This is a genomic window from Trichococcus palustris (assembly GCF_900114465.1).
Classification (GTDB): domain Bacteria; phylum Bacillota; class Bacilli; order Lactobacillales; family Aerococcaceae; genus Trichococcus; species Trichococcus palustris.
The window spans coordinates 73,367-86,948 of the sequence record NZ_FOTD01000006.1 but is presented as its reverse complement, the minus strand read 5'-3'; the positions used below and the strand labels follow the sequence as shown (position 1 = coordinate 86,948).

20 protein-coding genes and 1 other annotated feature are annotated in these 13,582 nt (G+C 44.6%); of the genes, 19 read left to right on the top strand and 1 reads right to left on the bottom strand.

Annotated features, from left to right (window positions below; genetic code table 11):
* Positions 1–9: 9 nt before the first annotated feature.
* From rpsE to BM101_RS05760, 17 genes are all read left to right on the top strand, one after another.
* A complete protein-coding gene (gene rpsE / locus BM101_RS05840; protein ID WP_087033211.1) occupies positions 10–510 on the top strand; it encodes a 30S ribosomal protein S5 in 501 nt (166 codons plus the stop codon).
* 13 nt (positions 511–523) lie between these two features.
* Complete coding sequence (rpmD, locus tag BM101_RS05835) at positions 524–706, top strand: 50S ribosomal protein L30 (protein WP_087033212.1); 183 nt, start codon at positions 524–526, stop codon at positions 704–706.
* Between the two features lie 33 nt (positions 707–739).
* Entirely contained in the window at positions 740–1,180 is a 441-nt protein-coding gene (gene rplO / locus BM101_RS05830) for a 50S ribosomal protein L15 (protein ID WP_087033213.1), read from the top strand.
* Positions 1,180–2,472 (top strand): preprotein translocase subunit SecY, encoded by a 1,293-nt coding sequence (gene secY / locus BM101_RS05825; RefSeq protein ID WP_087033214.1) that lies wholly within the window; start codon positions 1,180–1,182, stop codon positions 2,470–2,472. Before rplO ends, secY begins: the two co-directional genes overlap by 1 nt.
* A gap of 66 nt (positions 2,473–2,538) precedes the next feature.
* On the top strand, positions 2,539–3,183 hold the full coding sequence (locus tag BM101_RS05820) for an adenylate kinase (RefSeq protein ID WP_087033332.1): 645 nt from the start codon (positions 2,539–2,541) through the stop codon (positions 3,181–3,183).
* Between the two features lie 137 nt (positions 3,184–3,320).
* Positions 3,321–3,539 carry a translation initiation factor IF-1 gene (gene infA / locus BM101_RS05815; protein ID WP_068558953.1) on the top strand — a complete coding sequence of 73 codons (219 nt, stop codon included), beginning with the start codon at positions 3,321–3,323 and terminating at the stop codon, positions 3,537–3,539.
* Between the two features lie 33 nt (positions 3,540–3,572).
* A complete protein-coding gene (gene rpmJ / locus BM101_RS05810; protein WP_062470716.1) occupies positions 3,573–3,686 on the top strand; it encodes a 50S ribosomal protein L36 in 114 nt (37 codons plus the stop codon).
* A gap of 20 nt (positions 3,687–3,706) precedes the next feature.
* Positions 3,707–4,072, top strand: a complete 366-nt coding sequence (gene rpsM / locus BM101_RS05805) for a 30S ribosomal protein S13 (protein WP_087033215.1) — start codon at positions 3,707–3,709, stop codon at positions 4,070–4,072.
* Between the two features lie 27 nt (positions 4,073–4,099).
* Positions 4,100–4,486 (top strand): 30S ribosomal protein S11, encoded by a 387-nt coding sequence (rpsK, locus tag BM101_RS05800; protein ID WP_087033216.1) that lies wholly within the window; start codon positions 4,100–4,102, stop codon positions 4,484–4,486.
* 81 nt (positions 4,487–4,567) lie between these two features.
* Complete coding sequence (locus tag BM101_RS05795) at positions 4,568–5,512, top strand: DNA-directed RNA polymerase subunit alpha (protein ID WP_087033217.1); 945 nt, start codon at positions 4,568–4,570, stop codon at positions 5,510–5,512.
* 27 nt (positions 5,513–5,539) lie between these two features.
* Positions 5,540–5,920 carry a 50S ribosomal protein L17 gene (gene rplQ / locus BM101_RS05790; RefSeq protein ID WP_087033218.1) on the top strand — a complete coding sequence of 127 codons (381 nt, stop codon included), beginning with the start codon at positions 5,540–5,542 and terminating at the stop codon, positions 5,918–5,920.
* A gap of 426 nt (positions 5,921–6,346) precedes the next feature.
* Positions 6,347–7,186: an energy-coupling factor ABC transporter ATP-binding protein gene (locus tag BM101_RS05785; RefSeq protein ID WP_087033219.1), complete on the top strand. Its 840-nt coding sequence runs from the start codon at positions 6,347–6,349 to the stop codon at positions 7,184–7,186.
* Complete coding sequence (locus BM101_RS05780; protein WP_087033220.1) at positions 7,162–8,073, top strand: energy-coupling factor ABC transporter ATP-binding protein; 912 nt, start codon at positions 7,162–7,164, stop codon at positions 8,071–8,073. Before BM101_RS05785 ends, BM101_RS05780 begins: the two co-directional genes overlap by 25 nt.
* On the top strand, positions 8,066–8,866 hold the full coding sequence (locus BM101_RS05775; protein ID WP_087033221.1) for an energy-coupling factor transporter transmembrane component T family protein: 801 nt from the start codon (positions 8,066–8,068) through the stop codon (positions 8,864–8,866). Before BM101_RS05780 ends, BM101_RS05775 begins: the two co-directional genes overlap by 8 nt.
* A gap of 99 nt (positions 8,867–8,965) precedes the next feature.
* Entirely contained in the window at positions 8,966–9,742 is a 777-nt protein-coding gene (gene truA, locus BM101_RS05770) for a tRNA pseudouridine(38-40) synthase TruA (RefSeq protein ID WP_087033222.1), read from the top strand.
* 17 nt (positions 9,743–9,759) lie between these two features.
* On the top strand, positions 9,760–10,023 hold the full coding sequence (locus BM101_RS05765) for a chorismate mutase (RefSeq protein ID WP_087033223.1): 264 nt from the start codon (positions 9,760–9,762) through the stop codon (positions 10,021–10,023).
* A 201-nt stretch (positions 10,024–10,224) separates the two neighbouring features.
* Positions 10,225–10,794, top strand: a complete 570-nt coding sequence (locus BM101_RS05760) for a 5-formyltetrahydrofolate cyclo-ligase (RefSeq protein ID WP_087033224.1) — start codon at positions 10,225–10,227, stop codon at positions 10,792–10,794.
* Between the two features lie 57 nt (positions 10,795–10,851).
* On the opposite strand, the gene BM101_RS05755 is transcribed toward BM101_RS05760, so the two are convergent.
* Positions 10,852–11,961: an aminotransferase class I/II-fold pyridoxal phosphate-dependent enzyme gene (locus BM101_RS05755; RefSeq protein WP_087033225.1), complete on the bottom strand. Its 1,110-nt coding sequence runs from the start codon at positions 11,959–11,961 to the stop codon at positions 10,852–10,854.
* A gap of 96 nt (positions 11,962–12,057) precedes the next feature.
* Positions 12,058–12,310, bottom strand: a binding site (T-box leader).
* Between the two features lie 281 nt (positions 12,311–12,591).
* Here BM101_RS05755 and rplM point away from each other — a divergent pair.
* Together rplM and rpsI are read left to right on the top strand one after the other, a co-directional pair.
* Positions 12,592–13,035: a 50S ribosomal protein L13 gene (gene rplM, locus BM101_RS05750; protein WP_087033226.1), complete on the top strand. Its 444-nt coding sequence runs from the start codon at positions 12,592–12,594 to the stop codon at positions 13,033–13,035.
* A gap of 13 nt (positions 13,036–13,048) precedes the next feature.
* On the top strand, positions 13,049–13,441 hold the full coding sequence (gene rpsI / locus BM101_RS05745; protein ID WP_087033227.1) for a 30S ribosomal protein S9: 393 nt from the start codon (positions 13,049–13,051) through the stop codon (positions 13,439–13,441).
* The last annotated feature ends 141 nt before the right edge of the window (positions 13,442–13,582 follow it).

Here is a 13,582-nt window from a genome sequence, read left to right as displayed (position 1 = left end):
TAACCACACATGGTTTATGTTGACCCAGCTCATATTGAATTAGAAGATCGCGTTGTTGCGATTAATCGTGTAACAAAAGTTGTTAAAGGTGGACGTCGTCTACGTTTTGCCGCTTTAGTTGTTGTAGGAGACAGAAACGGACATGTTGGCTTCGGTACTGGTAAAGCAGCTGAAGTTCCTGAAGCTATTCGTAAAGCTATCGAATCAGCTAAAAAGAACCTAATCGAAGTTCCAATGTCTGGCTCTACAATCCCTCATCACGTTGTCGGAACTTTCTGTGGCGGTAACGTAATGTTGAAACCTGCTAGATCCGGTTCTGGAGTTTCCGCAGGTGGATCAGTTCGTGCCGTTGTAGAATTAGCTGGTATCGCTGATATCACAAGTAAATCACTTGGTTCAAACACACCAATTAACATGGTTCGTGCTACAATCAATGGTTTAGAACAATTAAAAAATGTTGAAGACGTTGCGAAATTACGCGGCAAAACAGTAGAAGAAATTATAGGATAAGGAGGACCACATAATGGCAGAATTAAAGATCACTTTAAAACGTAGCTTGATTGGACGTCCTCAAAACCAAAAAGATACTTGCAAAGCTTTGGGATTGTCCAAAATCGGCAAATCTGTAGTGAAACCAGCTAACCCAGCTATCTTGGGTATGGTAAACACAGTAAGCCATCTAGTCGTAACAGAAGAAGTTAAATAATCAATATTAGACCGAAGGAGGTGCCAAGTTACTATGAAACTTCATGAATTAAAACCAGCTGAAGGCTCACGTAAAGAACGTAACCGTGTAGGTCGCGGATCTTCATCCGGAAACGGTAAAACTTCAGGACGTGGCCATAAAGGTCAAAAAGCCCGTTCAGGTGGCGGTGTGAGACTTGGATTCGAAGGTGGACAAACTCCATTGTTCCGTCGTGTTCCAAAACGTGGATTCACGAACATCAACCGCAAAGAGTACGCTGTTGTCAACTTAGAAACATTAAACCGTTTCGAAGATGGTACAGAAGTTACTCCAGCTTTATTAGTTGAAACAGGTATTGTCAAAGATGAAAAATCAGGCATTAAAGTTTTAGGCAACGGAAGCGTTGAGAAAAAACTTACAGTTAAAGCTAATAAATTTTCCGCAGCAGCCCAAAAAGCTATCGAAGCTGCAGGTGGGACTGTAGAGGTGATCTAATGTTTGGTCTTCTGAAAAATGCATTTCAGGCGAAGGACATTAGAAATAGAATCTTTTTTACTCTAGGTATGTTGATTGTGTTCCGTCTCGGAACACATATTACTGTACCGGGTGTTGATGCGGGTGCCATCTCTAGTTTGGCATCGACAGGCTTGTTCAGTTTGTTGAACACTTTTGGCGGTGGAGCGCTGAGTCAGTATTCCATTTTCGCTATGGGTGTTTCGCCATACATCACTTCTTCTATTGTCGTTCAATTGTTGCAAATGGACATTGTTCCTAAATTTGTGGAATGGTCCAAACAGGGTGAAGTAGGTAGAAGAAAGTTAAATCAAGTTACAAGATATTTGACGGTCATTTTAGCATTTGTTCAATCTGTCGGTATTTCAATCGGGTTTAATCAACTCTCAAATTTGGGATTGATAAATACCCCGGGCATGGCAACCTACATGATGATCGCATTAGTGATGACTGCAGGTTCAATGCTTGTTATGTTTATCGGAGAGTCGATTTCAATGTATGGTATCGGAAACGGCACCTCGTTGATCATCTTCTCAGGTATCATCGCAAGGATTCCAACAGACTTGTATACGTACTATACTGAACGTTTTGTAAATGCAGGGTCTGAATTGACGAAGAACATTCTCTTTTCGGTAGCATTGTTGGTCGGAATATTGTTGGTTGTGATTTTAGTTGTGTATGTTCAACAAGCTGAACGTAAAATCCCTATCCAATATTCTAAACGTGCCTCCGGCACAAACCAATCTGCGCATTTGCCCTTAAAAATTAATTCCGCTGGAGTTATTCCAGTAATCTTTGCCAGTTCATTTATGATGACCCCGCAAACAATCCTAGGATTCTTTGCAGCGACTCATAGTGACGCAAGCTGGTATAAAGTTTTAACAACCATCTTTAATTTCCGTGAACCAATCGGTGCAGCAATCTATACTACGTTAATTATTGTCTTTACCTTTTTCTACGCGTTTGTTCAGATTAATCCTGAAAAAATGGCTGAGAATTTACAAAAACAAGGCGGCTACATTCCAAGCGTCCGTCCTGGTAAGGGGACAGAAGAATATATTTCCGGTATGATTATGCGACTCAGCACGGTCGGAGCTCTATTTCTTGGATTGATTGCATTATTGCCAATTATTGCTTCAGGTTTGTGGAATTTGCCGCACTCGCTCGCTCTTGGCGGAACAAGTCTCTTAATTGTAGTTGGTACTGCATTGGAAACGGCAAGGCAAATTGAAGGAAGAATGGTTAAACGTAATTACCAAGGATTTATTCAATAGTAAGGTTGTGACGGGGAAACTTTTTCCTCATCACAGTTTCTTACATCTTTAGGAGGCAGTAAAATGATGAACCTAATTATTATGGGACTTCCCGGTGCAGGTAAAGGAACGCAAGCCGAAAAGATCATCGCGAAATATAACATTCCGCATATCTCAACCGGTGACATGTTCCGAGCTGCCATTCAAAATGAAACAGCATTGGGCCTGGAAGCTAAAACATATATGGATAAAGGCGAGCTTGTACCTGATGAAGTTACAAACGGAATCGTTAAAGAAAGATTGCAAGAGTCTGATACTGAAAAGGGCTTCCTGTTGGATGGTTTTCCAAGAACCCTCGTTCAAGCAGAAGCGCTTGACAGAATCATGACTGAACTTGACAAAAAAATCGATGCTGTTATTAACATTGATGTGAACCCTGAAGTTTTAATGCAACGTCTAACGGGTAGAATCATTTGCCGCTCTTGTGGAGCGACCTATCACAAAACAAACAATCCTACAAAAGTTGAAGGAACGTGCGATCGTTGTGGTGGACATGAATTTTATCAACGTGATGACGACAAGCCTGAAACCGTAGAAAATCGCATTCAGATTAATCTAGAACAGTCTCAACCAATCATTGAATTTTACAGCGAAAAAGGTTTACTCCACACTGTAGATGGCGAAATCGGGATTGACAATGTTTTTACCGAAATCCAAAAGATTATAGAATAGTTGCAATTTGACAAAATAGAATTAATCAAATTTTCCTTTTCAATTGCTATTTGCTGTGGTATAATCTAACAGTTAGAGTAAAAATTGCCAAGACATGAGATTAATCAGCTCAACAGAATGTTAGGAGGTTAGCAGGCGTGGCGAAAGACGATGTCATTGAGATCGAAGGAGTTGTCGTTGAAACTTTGCCCAATGCAATGTTTAAAGTCGAACTTGAGAATGGTCATATAGTATTAGCACACGTATCTGGTAAAATTAGAATGCATTACATCCGCATTTTGCCAGGCGATAAAGTTACGGTAGAATTATCACCGTATGATCTTACTCGTGGACGCATTACTTACCGCTTTAAATAATTGCACTCCATCACTAAATAGGAGGGAATTTAAATGAAAGTTAGAGCATCAGTAAAACCCATTTGCGAAAAATGTAAAGTGATTCGCCGCAATGGTCGTGTTATGGTGATTTGCGAAAATCCCAAACACAAACAACGCCAAGGATAATAACAAGGAGGTGCCTATAAATGGCTCGTATCGCAGGAGTAGATATTCCGCGTGACAAACGTGTAGTTATTTCATTAACTTATATTTTTGGTATCGGTTTGAACACAGCTCAAAAAGTTTTAAAAGCAGCTGAAGTTTCAGAAGATACACGTGTTCGTGACTTAACGAATGACGAATTAGACCGTATTCGTGTAGAAGTGGACAAATTAAAAATCGAAGGTGACCTTCGTCGTGAAGTAAGCCTAAATATCAAACGTTTGATCGAAATCGGATCTTACAGAGGAATGCGCCACCGTCGTGGTTTGCCTGTTCGCGGACAAAACACTAAGAACAACGCTCGTACTCGTAAAGGCCCAGCTAAATCAATCGCAGGCAAGAAAAAATAATAATTAAGTGAAGGAGGTTAAAACTTCATGGCTAAAAAAATAGCTCGCAAACGTCGTGTGAAAAAGAATGTAGAAGCAGGTGTAGCACATATCCGTTCTACTTTCAATAATACTATTGTTATGATAACAGATGTACATGGAAATGCTATTTCATGGTCTTCAGCAGGGTCATTAGGATTCAGAGGTTCTCGTAAATCTACTCCTTATGCTGCACAAATGGCTGCAGAAGCAGCAGCTAAAGTCTCAATGGAACATGGTATGAAAACAGTTGAAGTTGCTGTTAAAGGACCTGGTTCTGGACGTGAAGCTGCCATTCGTTCATTACAAGCTGCAGGTTTAGAAGTTACCGCTATTCGCGACGTAACACCTATTCCTCACAACGGATGTCGTCCACCAAAACGTCGTCGTGTTTAATTGAGATTGTACTGCATATGTAACGAAACGCAATGGACTCACTTACATGAACTACACGTTTTGAAAGGGGTAAATTGATAAATGATCGAAATTGAAAAACCAAGAATTGAAACGATTGAGATCAGCGAGGATGCCAAGTTCGGTAAATTCGTTGTAGAGCCACTTGAACGCGGTTATGGTACAACCCTTGGTAACTCATTACGTCGTATTCTATTATCTTCACTTCCTGGTACTGCAGTCACAACTATCCAAATCGATGGTGTTCTGCATGAATTTTCAACGATTGATGGTGTCGTGGAAGATGTTACTCAAATCATCCTTAACATCAAAAAATTGGCTTTGAAATTGTATACAGAAGAAGATAAAACTATTGAAATTGATGTAAAAGGCCCTGCCGTGGTAACTGCAGCGGATATTACCCATGACAGTGACGTGGAAATCTTAAACCCTGATTTATATATATGTACAGTTTCAGAGGGAGCACAATTTCATGTACGATTGGATGTAAAAAATGGTCGTGGTTATGTTCGTTCCGAATATAACAAAACTGAAGATATGCCTATCGGTGTTTTACCAGTTGATTCAATTTACACACCCATCAGTAAAGTAAATTATCAAGTAGAAAATACTCGTATCGGACAAAAGAACATCTATGACAAATTGACGTTGGATGTCTGGACAGATGGTTCCATCAGCCCGGAAGAAGCAGTTAGTTTAGCTGCTAAAATCCTGACAGAACATTTGAACATTTTCGTTAATTTAACCGACGAGGCCCGTAAAGCAGAAATTATGGTTGAAAAAGAAGAAACACATAAAGAGAAAATGCTGGAAATGACTATTGAAGAGTTGGATCTATCCGTTCGTTCATACAACTGTTTGAAACGCGCAGGCATCAACACAGTTCAAGAATTGACTGATAAATCTGAAGCAGAAATGATCAAAGTACGAAATCTGGGACGTAAATCACTTGAAGAAGTGAAGAACAAGCTAAATGATTTAAATCTAAGCTTGCGTCAAGACGACTAGTACTGTAGCAAAGGAGGAAAACCTAGGATGGCTTACCGTAAATTAGGACGTACAAGTTCTCAAAGAAAAGCAATGCTTCGCGATTTAACTACTGATTTATTGATCAATGAACGCATCGTTACAACTGAGGCTCGTGCTAAAGAAATTCGTAAAACCACTGAAAAAATGATTACTTTGGGCAAACGCGGGGATTTATCTGCTCGTCGTTTAGCTGCAGCATTCGTTCGTAACGAAGTAGCAGATGTACGCGAAGAAGATGATAAAATCGTTGTTCAATCAGCTTTACAAAAATTGTTCAGTGATATCGCACCTCGCTATGCAGAACGTCAAGGTGGATACACACGTATCTTGAAAACTGAACCTCGTCGTGGCGATGCAGCTCAAATGGTTATCATTGAGTTAGTATAATTTAATCAAAAGATGAAACGTTCACTTTTAGATGGAATAGAGTGTTATGATGATGGGAACGCTTAAGCTTCCCTAGTCTAGCTCAGGTTCTTCCGGAGATTGCCATAATCTCCGGAGGGGCATTATTCATCCAAAAAGTGCTTTTTTTATCAAAAGAAACTAGAAAAGGGTATTTTTTTCTAGTTTCTTTTGATATATAAAATAAAAGCGTTTTTATTTCGTGGAGTGTCAAGACAGCGGATGAAAAATGCAGAAGAGTAGTTTATACTGTAATAAGATAGACGATTGCTTTTCGGCATGTTTTTTTTTGTTCTCAAAAAGGGACTGCCGGGGGCTCTTTGCAGGGCAGCTGATATTGCCGCCTACGGACTTTCCGCAAAGAGCGCATCGTAGGATTTAACAAATGAGAGAGTGGGATTAGCTATCATGAATGATATTATTGAGTTGCGTAATGTGACTTTTTCTTATTCAGAAGAGGACAGTATACCGGCATTGAACAATGTCTCGCTGTCTATTCACCAGGGCGAATGGATAGCCATCATCGGCCCGAACGGTTCAGGGAAATCAACCTTGGCAAAAACGATCAACGGTCTGATTGAAGCCCATTCCGGTGAGGTCATCATCAGCGGGATAACCTTGAATGCCCAGACCGTCTGGGACGTCCGCCGTAAAATCGGGATGGTCTTCCAAAATCCCGATAATCAATTCGTCGGTTCGACCGTGCAGGACGACGTTGCCTTTGGATTGGAGAATGTCGGTATTCCACGGGAAGAGATGATCAAACGCGTGGCGGACGCCGTGGCGGCAGTAAACATGGCTGATTTCATGGATAAGGAGCCGGCCAGACTTTCAGGCGGCCAGAAACAACGGGTGGCGATCGCCGGCATTGTGGCGTTGTCGCCGGAAATCATCATCCTTGATGAAGCGACGACGATGCTGGATCCGGAAGGACGCCATGAAGTCATCGAGACCATCCAAGCAATCAAAGAAAAAGAAAACTTGACGGTCATCTCCATCACTCATGATATCGACGAAGCCGCAAAAGCGAACCGCATCTTTGTGATGGAAGCCGGGCAGCTGAAGCAGATCGGGACACCGGAACAAATCTTTGGTGTCGGAAAAGATATCATCGATATGGGTTTGGATATCCCGTTCCCCGAAAAGCTGAAATATCAGCTGCAAAGACAGGGCTTGACGGTGCCTGCAGAATATTTAACCGAAGAAGGGATGATGAATTGGCTATGGACATTACTTTCGACAAAGTAGGCTTCTCCTATTCGGCTGGAACCCCCTTCGAAAACAGGGCCTTGTACGATGTGAACTTGAATATTCCGGACGGCAGTTATACGGCGTTGATCGGTCATACCGGCAGCGGGAAATCGACGGTTACCCAACATCTGAACGCGTTGCTGAAACCGACGGAAGGGACCGTAACGATCGGGGACCGTGTGATTACGGCGAAATCGAACAACAAGAATCTGAAAGCCCTGCGCAAGAAGGTAGGCATCGTATTCCAATTCCCGGAGTCGCAATTGTTTGAAGAAACGATCGCCAAAGATATCGCATTCGGACCGATGAACTTCGGCGTCAGCAAAGAGGACGCAATGGCGATTGTGAAGCGTGTATTGCCTTTGGTGGGACTGGACGAATCTTTCATGGAACGCTCCCCGTTCGACCTCTCAGGGGGTCAAATGAGGCGTGTGGCGATAGCCGGCGTCTTGGCGATGGAACCGGAAGTGCTGGTGTTGGACGAGCCGACTGCCGGGCTGGATCCCGCAGGACGCCGGGAAATCATGAATATGTTTTACCAGCTGCATGTGGATAAAGGCCTGACGATCGTATTGGTCACCCACCAAATGAACGATGTGGCCACCTATGCGAACCATGTCATCATCATGGAAAAAGGCACGGTCGTGAAGATGGGGCCGCCAGCTGAAATCTTCCAGGATGCCGAATGGCTGCAACAGAAACAATTGGGGCTGCCTTCCGCACTGGCGTTCTTGGACAAGCTCAGCAAAAAAACGGGCATCGATTTCGGCGAAGAACGGCCGTTACGCACCGAGCAACTGGCATCCGTGCTGATCGCGAAAGTAAACGAAAATAAAGTGCCTGACCAAGCTGTTCCAGGGAAAGCGGGTGAACTGCATGCTTGATAAATTATTATTCGGCCGCTTTATTCAGAGTGATTCCCTTGTTCATCGCCTGGATCCGCGTGCGAAACTGGTGGGGGCCTTTTACTTCATCATCATCATCTTCTTGGCGAATAACTGGCAAACCTATCTGATCATGACGCTCTTCACGTTCCTCTGCGTGATTTTATCCGACATCAAATTGTCGGTGTTCCTGAACGGCGTCAAACCGCTTGTCTGGCTGATCCTGTTTACGGTGCTGCTGCAGATCCTCTTCACCAGAGGCGGGGAAACCTATCTGCAATGGGGGCCGATCAGCATCACTTCCTATGGTTTGATCAACGGAGCCTTCATTTTCATGCGCTTTATCCTGATCATCTTCATCTCGACCTTATTGACGCTGACGACCATGCCGCTGTCTTTGACGGATGCCATCGAAAAATTGTTGGGACCGTTGAAACGCTTTAAGGTGCCGGTGCATGAAATTGCCTTGATGCTTTCGATTGCGTTGCGTTTCGTCCCTACTTTGATGGACGAAGCCACCAAAATCATGAATGCGCAACGGGCTAGGGGCGTCGAGTTCGGCGAAGGGAACATCGTGCAACAGATGAGAGCAGTCACGCCGATTTTGGTGCCGCTGTTCGTCAGCTCCTTCAACCGCGCCGACGAATTGGCCAACGCCATGGAAGCGCGCGGCTACCAAGGCGGAGAAGGCCGCACGAAATACCGCGTATTGAACTGGCAATTGCGGGATACGCTGAGTCTTTTGGCGTTTGCCGTATTGACGGCTTTGCTCGTAATCTTCCGCACCAGCTAAAGGATCGGAACGAAACAAAGGCACGACTGGTTATAAATCCAAGAGGCCCGGGAATGCTATCCCGGTCCTTTTTTTGAGAGAAAGGGGCATGCTGCTTTTATGAGTGCTCAGCGATATAAATGTATTGTCCAGTACGATGGCACCAACTATGTTGGCTATCAGGTCCAACCTAACGGCAACAGCGTACAGGCAGAGATTGAGAAAGCTTTAAAAAAAATGTGCAAAGGGGAATATATCCCCATCCAGGCTTCCGGAAGGACGGATTCCGGCGTGCACGCGCTGGGGCAAGTCATCCATTTCGACTATCCGGTAGCCATCAAGGCGGACCACCTGATGCGGGCAATGAACAGCCTGTTGCCGGCGGACATCATGATTACGGAAATCGAACAGACAACGGAGGATTTCCATTGCCGTTACCATGCGGTAGGAAAGAAATACATTTACCGGGTCGATCTGAATCGGTTCCCGGATCCGTTCAAACGCCAATATACGTTGCATCATCCGTTCCGTTTCAGCATGGAAAACCTTCAGAAGGCAATCAAACACCTTGAAGGGGAGCATGACTTCACCAGCTTCTGTTCGACAAAGACGGACAAGACCGATTTGGTGCGCACCGTCTATGAAGCCAGTGTCATCAAGGATGAAGCGGCCAACGAGCTAGTCTTCACCTTCAGAGGGAACGGCTTCCTGTACAACATGATCCGGATCTTCGTGGGAACGTTGCTGCAGATTGCGGATGGCCTGAAGCCCGTCGGGGAAATCGAGCGGCTCTTGGCAGCAAAGGACAGGCGCAAAGCCGGACCGACCGCAGCACCGGAAGGACTGTATCTGGCGAAAGTTTATTATGACGAGGAAAAATTGAAAAGAGGAGAGTAGGGGGGGGGGAGCAAAGGATGTTTAAAAAAGAAAGAGCGGAAATCGATGCAATCGATAAAGAATTGGTGAAATTGTTTGAACGCAGAATGGATGCCGTAACGGAAGTGGCACGCATCAAAAAAAAATATCATCTTCCCGTTTTGGATCAGAAGAGGGAGGATAAGGTGCTGGAAAAGGTACGCAATCTGACCGAAAACAAAGCCTATGCCGAGAGCATGGTGCAGCTGTACAAACATCTGATGAACGTCACAAAAGATTTCGAAGAGGAACAAAACAAATAGAGGATGAAGCGATCGCTCCCTTCCGGACAGACAGAGTAACTGATGAAACTCCGTCTGTCCGGAAGGGAGTTTTTGTGACCATTCGCAGCCCGGCTTCCCCGAGGAACCGAACGATTGGATTTTCCATTCACAAATGGGGCAGTCAAACAGTATAATAGTGGATAGACACAAAGACAAAGTGAATGGAACGGAGGCGATCTCTTGGATAAAGCAGCATTACGCAAAGCAGTGACCGAAAAGTTGAAACGGTTGACGGAAGACGAAAAACACGAAATCGAAAAGAAAATGACCGATGTGCTCGTCCGTTCTGAGGTGTGGAAGGAAGCGAAGATGATCGGCATCACGTTGGCTAATGGATTCGAATGGGATACCCAGGCCATCATCGAAACCGGATGGCGGCAAGGGAAAAGCATTTGTGTGCCGAAATGCGACCCAAAGATGATGCGGTTGAACTTCTATCGGTTTACTGACTACGACCAATTGGAAGTCGTCTACTACAATTTGCGGGAACCTAAGCCCCAGGCGAGCGAGCGGGTGGAAATCGGACAGATGGATCTCCTGATTGTTCCCGGCATCGTCTTCGACAGGGAAGGCTTCCGGATCGGCTTTGGCGGGGGCTACTATGACCGGTTCTTGGAGGGACAGACCATCCAGACGGTTTCCTTGGCCCATTCGATGCAAATAGTCGACAAGGTCCCCACGGAGCCGTTCGATGTCCCCGTGGATCGGCTTGTTTCAGAAAAAGGCATGGTGGTGTGCAAAAAAGGATAGCATGAATAGACTGCGGCTGATAGAACTTGCCTATCAGCCGCAGTCTATTTTATTGCATCATTTGACGGAAATTGCGGTTGTTGCGAAAGCTTGCCTTAGGTCGGCAATCAAATCGTCGGCATCTTCGATACCGGTCGAAATGCGCAACAGATCATCCGTCAGCCCGTAGGATTCCCTTACCTCGGCGGGGATATCGGCATGGGTTTGGCTGGTCGGGTAGGTGATCAAGCTTTCGACGCCGCCCAAGCTTTCGGCAAAGGTAAAGATTTTAAGGGAATCCAGCAGGGCCGGGATCTGTTCCTTATCCTGCACGGTAAAACTCAACATACCGCCTTTCCCCGGGTAGTGGACCGCTTTGACCGAAGACTCCTGCTCCAGGTAAGCGACGACGGCTTTCGCATTGGCTTGATGTTGCTTCAAACGCAAAGGCAAGGTTTTGAGGCCGCGCACCAAGAGCCAACAGTCAAAGGCATCCAAGGTTGCACCGGTCGTGTTCAACAGGAATGCCAGCTGTTCAGCCAACGCATCGTCGTTCGTCACGACCGCACCGGCCAGCAAGTCGTTATGGCCGCCTAAATACTTCGTGGCGCTGTGCACGACGATGTCCGCACCCAGTTCCAAGGGACGTTGTAAAAGCGGCGTGTAGAACGTGTTATCGACGATGACGTAGCAACCGTGTCTTTTGGCGACGGCCGCAACGGCAGCGATGTCTGTTTCTTTCATCAAGGGGTTTGTCGGCGTTTCGATGAAAATCGCCACGGTGTTTTCCTGGATGGCCGCTTCGATCTCTTTTGGATCGTCGACATAGCTGAAGGAGTAGAAACCTTTTCTTTCCGTATCCTGGAAGTAGCGGAAGCTGCCGCCGTATAGGTCACGCGATGTCACGAAGTGGCTGTTTGCCGGAAAAATGCTGATTGCCAATTGGATGGCGCTCATGCCGGAACTGGTTGCGAAGGCTTGCGTGCCGTTCTCGAGCACCGCTAACCCCTCTTGAAGGATGTCCCGGGTCGGATTCGCCGTGCGGGTATAGTCATAGCCGGTGGATTGCCCCAAGCCGGGGTGTCCAAAAGCTGTGGATAAATAAATCGGGGCGCTGACTGCACCGGTTAATTTATCTTTGCGGTTGCCCAATTGCGCCAAATAAGTTTGTTGCGAAAATTCTGTCATGTTCTTTCCTCCTCGATTGATTAAGCTAGTATGGTTAACAATAGACGGATGCGGGTCTTTGGAAACAAAAAAAGTCCTTGCACAATAGTTATATTGTGCAAGGACGATTGATTATCGTGGTACCACCTTGATTTGCTGAATGTATTCAGCCTCCAGCAGTGCGTTTGCGGAAACTACGGCAAAGTACACTGTTTCGTTCTAACGGGGAACTCCGTAACAGTTTCAGGCAAGTGCGTTCGACTGTTCCGCTCAAAGACCATTTTCCATTATGCTTTCCCGGCTTCTTTTCACCTACCGAAGCTCGCTGATGCGGTTCCATATAATGTACTTTTCTTATCATCGCGTTTATCATTGTTTTTTAATAATTGAATCAATAATAGCACGCGGGAAAATAAGTGTCAAATATTTGTTCAAAAGATAGCAAATTAATATATCAAAAAGATTCATGCTGCATGGAGTCCATCCTGATCTTCTCCGGAAAAAAATGAAATCCTTCAACTTTTTCCAAAGGAAGGCATTGACAACCACAAAGAAATATTGTAACATGTAAGACGGTATTGTTTGCCCCACGATGAGCCCCGGAAACTCAATTGGATCAAACAGACAGAGAAGAATATGGAGGAAACAAACGTGCGTACAACATACATGGCTAAAGCAAACGAAATCGACCGCAAATGGTTCGTTATCGACGCAACTGACATCCCATTGGGACGTGTATCAACACAAGTTGCAACTATCTTACGCGGTAAAAACAAACCAACTTTCACACCTCACGTAGATACAGGGGATTATGTGATCGTTATTAATGCAGATAAAATCAAATTAACAGGTAAAAAAGCAACTGACAAGATTTATTCCCGCCACTCAGGTTATCCAGGTGGACTAAAACAAATCACAGCTGGCGAATTACGTGCTAAAAATTCAAGAAAATTAGTTGAATTATCTGTAAAAGGAATGCTTCCTAAAAACTCTTTAGGTGCAAGACAATTCACTAAATTACATGTGTACGGCGAAGCAATTCACCCACACGAAGCACAACAACCAGAAGTTTTAGACATCACTAATCTAATTTAAGGAGGGAATTTCATTGGCACAAGCACAATATATCGCAACTGGTCGTCGTAAAAATTCGACTGCCCGCGTACGTTTAGTACCCGGAACAGGAAACATCATTTTCAACAAAAAAGACATGACTGAATACATCCCATTCGCTTACTTATATGAAGTTATCAAACAACCTTTAAACCTTACAGGTACTTTAGGCAACTACGATATCTTCGTAAACGTAAACGGCGGTGGATTCACTGGACAAGCTGGAGCAGCTCGTCACGGTATCTCACGTGCATTATTGCAAGTAGATCCTGACTTCCGCCCTGCATTAAAAGCAGCAGGCTTGTTAACACGTGACCCACGTATGGTTGAACGTAAAAAACCAGGTCTTAAGAAAGCTCGTAAAGCTTCACAATTTTCAAAACGTTAATATTTATTGTATCAACGTTTTCAAAAGTTTTTTTGCTTCAAGTTGGTTCAAATGTCCAATTTGAAAAATCAATTAACAACCCTAAAGCATCAGCATCTTGCTGATGCTTTTTTTCTGGCATCAATTCAAAACAATCATTCT

Bases quoted from the DNA above. Each gene is read 5' to 3' on its own strand.
- BM101_RS05765 (WP_087033223.1), top strand. From the start codon at position 9,760: ATGTTTAAAAAAGAAAGAGCGGAAATCGATGCAATCGATAAAGAATTG.
- rpsK (WP_087033216.1), top strand. From the start codon at position 4,100: ATGGCTAAAAAAATAGCTCGCAAACGTCGTGTGAAAAAGAATGTAGAA.
- BM101_RS05795 (WP_087033217.1), top strand. From the start codon at position 4,568: ATGATCGAAATTGAAAAACCAAGAATTGAAACGATTGAGATCAGCGAG.
- rpmJ (WP_062470716.1), top strand. From the start codon at position 3,573: ATGAAAGTTAGAGCATCAGTAAAACCCATTTGCGAAAAATGTAAAGTG.
- rpsM (WP_087033215.1), top strand. From the start codon at position 3,707: ATGGCTCGTATCGCAGGAGTAGATATTCCGCGTGACAAACGTGTAGTT.
- BM101_RS05755 (WP_087033225.1), bottom strand. From the start codon at position 11,961: ATGACAGAATTTTCGCAACAAACTTATTTGGCGCAATTGGGCAACCGC.
- secY (WP_087033214.1), top strand. From the start codon at position 1,180: ATGTTTGGTCTTCTGAAAAATGCATTTCAGGCGAAGGACATTAGAAAT.
- rpsE (WP_087033211.1), top strand. From the start codon at position 10: ATGGTTTATGTTGACCCAGCTCATATTGAATTAGAAGATCGCGTTGTT.
- rpmD (WP_087033212.1), top strand. From the start codon at position 524: ATGGCAGAATTAAAGATCACTTTAAAACGTAGCTTGATTGGACGTCCT.
- BM101_RS05785 (WP_087033219.1), top strand. From the start codon at position 6,347: ATGAATGATATTATTGAGTTGCGTAATGTGACTTTTTCTTATTCAGAA.
- BM101_RS05780 (WP_087033220.1), top strand. From the start codon at position 7,162: ATGGACATTACTTTCGACAAAGTAGGCTTCTCCTATTCGGCTGGAACC.
- rplQ (WP_087033218.1), top strand. From the start codon at position 5,540: ATGGCTTACCGTAAATTAGGACGTACAAGTTCTCAAAGAAAAGCAATG.
- truA (WP_087033222.1), top strand. From the start codon at position 8,966: ATGAGTGCTCAGCGATATAAATGTATTGTCCAGTACGATGGCACCAAC.
- rplO (WP_087033213.1), top strand. From the start codon at position 740: ATGAAACTTCATGAATTAAAACCAGCTGAAGGCTCACGTAAAGAACGT.
- BM101_RS05820 (WP_087033332.1), top strand. From the start codon at position 2,539: ATGAACCTAATTATTATGGGACTTCCCGGTGCAGGTAAAGGAACGCAA.
- BM101_RS05775 (WP_087033221.1), top strand. From the start codon at position 8,066: ATGCTTGATAAATTATTATTCGGCCGCTTTATTCAGAGTGATTCCCTT.